General features: G+C 62.6%; 7 protein-coding genes and 1 pseudogene. 7 read left to right on the forward strand and 1 reads right to left on the reverse strand.

From position 1 onward, the window contains the following. The 4 genes and pseudogenes from CFE35_RS22330 to CFE35_RS22345 all read left to right on the forward strand — a co-directional run. Positions 1-213 (forward strand): annotated as a pseudogene (locus tag CFE35_RS22330) (chromosome segregation ATPase); the annotation flags it as partial. Positions 214-319: 106 nt separating this feature from the next. Further along, positions 320-592: an AbrB/MazE/SpoVT family DNA-binding domain-containing protein gene (locus tag CFE35_RS22335; RefSeq protein WP_292934059.1), complete on the forward strand. Its 273-nt coding sequence runs from the start codon at positions 320-322 to the stop codon at positions 590-592. After that, on the forward strand, positions 579-968 hold the full coding sequence (locus CFE35_RS22340) for a type II toxin-antitoxin system VapC family toxin (protein ID WP_292934061.1): 390 nt from the start codon (positions 579-581) through the stop codon (positions 966-968). The genes CFE35_RS22335 and CFE35_RS22340 overlap by 14 nt, the downstream gene beginning before the upstream one ends. 443 nt (positions 969-1,411) lie before the next feature. Then, positions 1,412-1,801: a single-stranded DNA-binding protein gene (locus CFE35_RS22345; protein ID WP_292934063.1), complete on the forward strand. Its 390-nt coding sequence runs from the start codon at positions 1,412-1,414 to the stop codon at positions 1,799-1,801. 119 nt (positions 1,802-1,920) lie between these two features. Here CFE35_RS22345 and CFE35_RS22350 read toward each other — a convergent pair whose 3' ends face one another. Then, positions 1,921-2,151: a DUF6437 family protein gene (locus CFE35_RS22350; RefSeq protein ID WP_292934065.1), complete on the reverse strand. Its 231-nt coding sequence runs from the start codon at positions 2,149-2,151 to the stop codon at positions 1,921-1,923. 328 nt (positions 2,152-2,479) lie between these two features. Here CFE35_RS22350 and CFE35_RS22355 point away from each other — a divergent pair, with 328 nt between their 5' ends. From CFE35_RS22355 to CFE35_RS22365, 3 genes are all read left to right on the forward strand, one after another. Next, positions 2,480-2,725, forward strand: a complete 246-nt coding sequence (locus tag CFE35_RS22355; protein ID WP_292934067.1) for a hypothetical protein — start codon at positions 2,480-2,482, stop codon at positions 2,723-2,725. 595 nt (positions 2,726-3,320) lie between these two features. Further along, a complete protein-coding gene (locus tag CFE35_RS22360) occupies positions 3,321-4,559 on the forward strand; it encodes a site-specific integrase (RefSeq protein WP_292934069.1) in 1,239 nt (412 codons plus the stop codon). Next, positions 4,556-5,573 (forward strand): site-specific integrase (locus CFE35_RS22365; protein ID WP_292934071.1); only part of this gene is annotated, 1,018 nt, incomplete at its 3' end. The genes CFE35_RS22360 and CFE35_RS22365, both read left to right, overlap by 4 nt.

Below are 5,573 nucleotides of genomic sequence, written 5' to 3' on the forward strand. Positions count from 1 at the left end.
TTCGCGCTCGACTTGCGGCTCGGCAGCCGCGCGGGGTTCCATCGCAACGAGCGCATGCTCAGCCTTGATCCGCGCTACGTTGTTGCGTTCCCCGGCAATGGCGTACTTGAACGCCTCGTGATCGACGCCAAGGCGCGCCGGGTTACCGTGGTCGACCGTCGCGGGCCGCTGGGCACGTGCCCCAAGGCGCCAGCCAATGGAGCGCCGGGCTGAAGGCCCCCCGCTCTTGCCAGCGTCCTCAGGGGCGCTGGCAATCTGCACTTGCTGATGGGCACCGGACAGCCTATCTTACCTTCGTCTTACATCTGGAGAGTGTGTTGTGGGCGTTCATGACCGGTTGACGACTGTCATCTCGACCAAGGGCCAGGTCATTCTGCCCAAGGCAATCCGCGACCAGCTCCAGTGGGGAGCAGGAACGCGGCTCACGGTTGAGAACACGCCGGAGGGCGTCCTACTCAAATCCACACCGGTGTTCGCCGCTTCCAGTATCGATGCGCTATTCGGATCGATGCGGCATGATGGACCAGCGCTGTCGATCGACGACATGAGTGCAGCTATTGCGCAGGAGGCCGAGCGGCGTGCGCGCGATTGATACCAATGTGATCGTCCGCTTCCTGACGGCGGACGATGCCGCTCAGGCTGCGGTCGCGCACCGGGCCATCGAGGCTGGCGATATCTTCATCCCGACGACCGTCCTCCTCGAAACCGAGTGGGTGCTTCGCAGCGGCTACGGCTTCTCAAGTGAGGCCATTGGAACTGCCCTTGCAGGTCTGGCAGGTCTGCCTGGCGTTGCCGTTGAAGATCCGGGGGCATTGGCCTTTGCACTTGATGGTATGGCGGGTGGCATGGACTTCGCCGACGCGCTGCATCTTGCCAAGGCCGATGGCTGCATTGCCTTTCTGAGCTTCGATCTCAAGCTCGCCAAAGCCGCCAAGGGACGGTCTTCGGTTCCTGTTATGGTACCCTGAACCGGGCCAGTGTCCGGAACTCGTGCTGATTGGTGCCGTTTGGCCGGGGCCATTGTAGCGATCCGGAAACACGAGCTTCGGCGGCGTGCTCCCATGTGCAGATCTGAAGTCGCGGGCGGCACGAAACGCACCACCGAGGTCAGAGACGAGGCCCGGTAGTGGGGCAAGTTCAGGGCCAGTCAAAGCCGCAAAATACCACGAAATGGCGGGACTCCAGACCGGCTTAGGCCCGGGGCCATCCGGCTCTTCGCGAACCCCTCCCTGAAGGCACCGGCAGCCCCTCGCAACCCCGATCTGGCCGGCCGTGTTGCCGTGCTACGCACGGCTGCCCGCACCACCCGTCCTGATCGAGGTTCCCCTTCGGTGCGAGCGGCTGCCGCCCCCTTCTGACGGTCAGTTCGCAGCCGGGATGGCCCCGGACCTGCGCGTTCAGGAGAAGACCCATGACCAATCTCGTTATCCTCGTCGGCCGCATCGCCCGCGATCCCGAAACCCGCACCACCACCGGCGGAACCAGCATCACCAGCCTCTCGGTCGTCACCGACCGGCCCGCCCGCAAGGACGGCAAGACCTACAAGGATGAGAACGGCTACACCGCCAAAGACAACGAATTCCACCGGATCACCTGCTTCAATGGCCTCGGCCAGAACGTCGCCAAGTTCTGCAGCAAGGGCCAGCTGGTCACGGTCGAGGGCCGTATCCATTACACCCAGTGGGAAGACCAGGACGGCACCAAGCGCTACGGCTGCGAGATCATCGCCGACAAGGTCGATTTTCTCACCAAGGGCCGCGGGACCTCCGGCGACAGCGCGCCCGACATCGACGAGGATTGAGGGGCTGGTCCCCTCTCGAACAAGGCCCCGGCAGAGCGATCTGCCGGGGCCTTTTTTGTGCTTGGGCCGCAATCGGCGGCGCGGGGGCATGGAGCCCCACGCGCCGCCGGGATTGTCGCTTAAGTTGCAGACAGCCGCTTGATCGCGGTATCGATGCCAAGTGTCATCGAGACACGCAGCAGCTGCTTGAGCTGCGCCGGTTCGAGCACTTCAGCACCGCAATCGAGCAGCACTTTGCCGAGATCGGCGGCCGCCTCCTCGCGCAGACGCGCCTCGCGGCTGACAAGTTCATCACGCTCTGCCCGAAGCTTTAGAAGGGCATCGCGCGCACTGGTTTTTGACCGGGCCATATCAGGGTCCTTTCGATCTGGCCGTTGGACCCCTCCGCTCTCAATCTTGCCATGCTTGCGCCGCGTTTCAAGGGGGCATACAGCAATCCTGATCGTTGCGGCTACCCGAGAGGTTGGAAGGTTCTCTCGCAGAGGTGGCCAAGCATGATGGCGCCTTTGGGTCCGCGTCAAGGACGACGGGGCCCCACCATTTTGCCGGGACGAGCCCGACAAAATCGTTGCCCCCATCGCCGCTGCACGGCCGCGCTTGCGCGCGGTCCCTGACCCGGCCCGTCGGCACCATCGCAGGGTCCCTGATGCGACGCATCGTCATCAGGAGGAGACAGCCATGTTCATTTCAGCACACGCAGCGCATGCAGAGTTCCAAACGGCGTTTGACACCAACAGCGCGTGGATTGCGGCCCTCGATCAGGCCCATGCCCGGGCCCAGCACAGCTACTTCACCCAGTACGTCCTGACCGATGGGCAGACCGGCTATCTGGTGATTGATGAGGGGGACTATGCCGCGCTGCCGGCTGATCTCGAGCGGCGTGTCATTGACTCGGTACGGGGCAAGCTCAGCGACGAATTCTAGATGCTGATCAGAACCACGCAGGGAGGGCGTCCGCCAGGGCGTTCTCCCTTTTTCTTTGCTCACTCACCTTCTCGCCCTGCCTGCATGTGGCGCATTTTGGAGCCAGTCAGGTATCCTGAAGAAAAATCCCCGCCGAACCACTTGGGCTCGGCGGGGTAGAGGTCAAGGGTACCGGAATGGTGCCCTTCGGGTCGCACAATTTGTCTAGCATCGCTCTGGTGACATCAAAGTGACGAATGTCACTCGGTCGGAACTGGGACGCTATTCTGGGCACCAAGGCCAGTTGGGATGACACCGAGATCGGCACTCATTTCTGCGGCCGGATTGCTCGGCACTGCCAACGTCTCGAGGTTCGTATCGCAGCTGACCGCGAGCCAATTCGCCGGGCCGAAGGGGACAGACCAGGCCCGCGCCTGAGGCAACCAGGGTTCCTGCAGTCCTGGTTTCCAGATGCCGATTGTCCATCATGCCGAGCGTTTGGAACCACGCTGCAAAAGGGGGGAAGTGAGCACACCGTACGCGACAGCGTCGCAGAAATGGAAAATAAACCATTGGTATAGCGTGAATTTGTTCCTTCTATGAAGGAGCAAGATCGATGTCAACGAATGGCCATGTGGTAACGTCAGCAGCAGCCGGGAACGCCGGATCGACTCGGTGGCGTGGGGGCAAAAGTACAAGCGAGAAGGTCAAGCTCAATGGGAACATCGCCCGCCGCAAGGTTGTCGGGCAGGAGTTCTTCTGGTGGGATACTGAGCTGCCGGGGTTCGGCTTGCGGGTCTTTGCCAGCGGCGCGAAGTGCTGGTTCGTCCAGTTCCGCCAGCGCGGCAAGCAGAAGCGAGTAACCCTCGGCAGACCTCCTGAAATACGCGCTGAGAAGGCGAGAGCTTTGGCACGCGCACAGCTTGCGAAGGCTGCGCTCGACGGACTGCCTACCGGTCCGAAGGTCAATGCCAAGGGCAAGGGCGGCGGCGGAATGCTGTTTTCCGACTACGCACCCCGCTTCTGGGACGACTATGCCCGGCACTGGAAGCCATCGACACGCAGGGGCAATCGGCGCTTGATCTCAAAAGAACTTGTCGGGGCCTTCGGTCGCCAGCGGGTCGATGCTATCCGCAAGACGGATGTCCTGCGCTGGCGTGACAGCTGGGCCGGTCGTCCGGGCGCATTCAACCGCACGATCCCGGTCCTGTCGGTGATGATGGGCTATGCCGAGCAACTGGGGCTGCGACCGCGCGGCTCGAATCCATGCAAAGGCACGCCGCGCTACAAGCGCAAGCTGGTTGAGAGGTTCCTCAGCGCCCGCGAGTTCCATCGCCTTGCCGCGAGCCTTTGCGCGTTCGAGGAAAGTGATCCGATTGCCGTCCAAGCGATACGGTTGCTGATCTATACCGGGGCGCGGCATGGCGAAATCGTCGGCCTTCGTTGGGAATGGGTGCAGCCACCGCGCTTGATGCTGCAGGACAGCAAGACCGGCGCGAAGATCATTTATCTCAATCGACAGGCTCAAGCCGTGCTCGATGCCCTGCCGACTAAGGCCGAAACCGGTCTCGTTTTCCCATCGGTGCAGGGCAACAAACTGATTGCGCTCAGCGTTCCGTGGCAGGCGATAAGGCGGCACGCGGCGTTGCCAGATGTTCGCTTGCACGACCTGCGCCACAGCTTCGCGTCGGCCGCCATAGCCGATGGCATCTCGCTTGTCGTGATTGGCAAGCTGCTCGGCCATGCATTGGCTGAGACGACCGAACGTTATGCGCACCTCGCCGACGAGGCGATCGCCGATGCGGCAAAGCGCGTTTCGGGCTCGCTCGCCGCGTGCCTGGGTATCGCGGCATGACCCGGGTCTCGCTGGCCGGCATCATCGCCGATGATCTTGCAACCCTGCGTCGGCTAGATCCCGGCGATCGACCGCGCGGCAGGCCGCGCCGGACCGTCTGGTCCGAGCGCCTGCCGGGGTTCGGCGTGCGCCACTACTCGTCCGGGCGGAGCACCTACATCGTTCAGGCACTGATGAACGGCGTGACCCGGACCATCACCCTGGGCAACGCCAACGTGCTCAGCAAGCATCAGGCCTTGGTCGTCGCCCGGCGAATTCTGCTGCGCGCCCAGGTCGGCGAAGACCCCGCAACGAAGCGCAAACAGACCCGCAAGGTTCCAACCTTTGATGATTTCCTCACGCTGTACTGGAAGCAGTCCGCAGCGAAGTGGAAGCCGCGCACGCTCGAAACCCACAACGGCTATCGCCGAAAGCACCTCGCCGATGCCTTCGGCGGAATGTTCATCGACGAGATCGAGCAAGCGCACGTGCTGACGTGGTTCAACAAGGTGTCACTCAACAGTGGCCCGGGTGCGGGGAACCGCTGCTTCGAAATCCTGCGCTCGATGTTCAATCATGCTGAACGCTGGGGCCTACGTCCCGAGGGAAGCAACCCTTGCGCCTACATCCGGCCCAACAAGCGCCGGAAGTGCGAGCGATTCCTGTCCAATCAGGAGATTGCCAAATTGGGCGAGGTGCTCAGCAAAAAGGCCCGAACCCAGCCGCTCCATAGCGCCATCATCTATCTTCTGCTGCTGACGGGGTGTCGCTTATCTGAGATCGTCAATCTCACATGGAGCGAGGTGAAGGGTGGCAGACTGCTCCTCCATGACAGTAAGACCGGGCCACGCACCGTCTGGCTGGGCGACGAAGCCCGGATGTTGCTCGCCTCGCTCGAACGGCGCGGTGGAAGTGATCCGGTATTCTGGAACAAACTGACCCGGCGACCTGTCCGCTGCATCACCCAGTTCTGGCGGGATGTGAAGGTCGAGGCCAATCTACCAGGCGTGAGGTTGCACGACCTGCGGCACAGCT

Source organism: Novosphingobium sp. PASSN1 (genome assembly GCF_002278815.1).